This window comes from Psychrobacter sp. 16-MNA-CIBAN-0192, from assembly GCF_040309565.1.
In the GTDB taxonomy this organism is placed as follows: Bacteria; Pseudomonadota; Gammaproteobacteria; order Pseudomonadales; family Moraxellaceae; genus Psychrobacter.
In genome coordinates, this window is record NZ_JBEOOX010000374.1 from 1 (window position 1) to 262 (window position 262).

1 protein-coding gene is annotated in these 262 nt (G+C 38.9%); it reads right to left on the reverse strand.

Annotation, left to right across the window (positions count from 1 at the left end; genetic code table 11):
• Positions 1–262 (reverse strand): hypothetical protein (locus AAEY78_RS13645; RefSeq protein WP_352339878.1); only part of this gene is annotated, 262 nt, incomplete at both ends.

A 262-nucleotide genomic window follows, 5' to 3' on the forward strand; every position in this document is an offset into this window, starting at 1 on the left:
TCTACATTGTTACTCGCCACTGACGGCGATGAAAAACTGTCATTTACTTCACGAATACGAGAAATCGTATTTTTAAGTGCATCAGATAGTTGCGCAGCTGTATTCGCATGTAAGTATTGCCCACCACCATAATCTGCAGTCTCAGTAAGTAAGTTTTTACCTGAGTCACTCATACCCGTACCAAAACCGATAGGAAATACACGTCCTATATCAAGTACGTTCTTAGTTTTACTATACAAGTCAACTTTTACATCATCTGTAC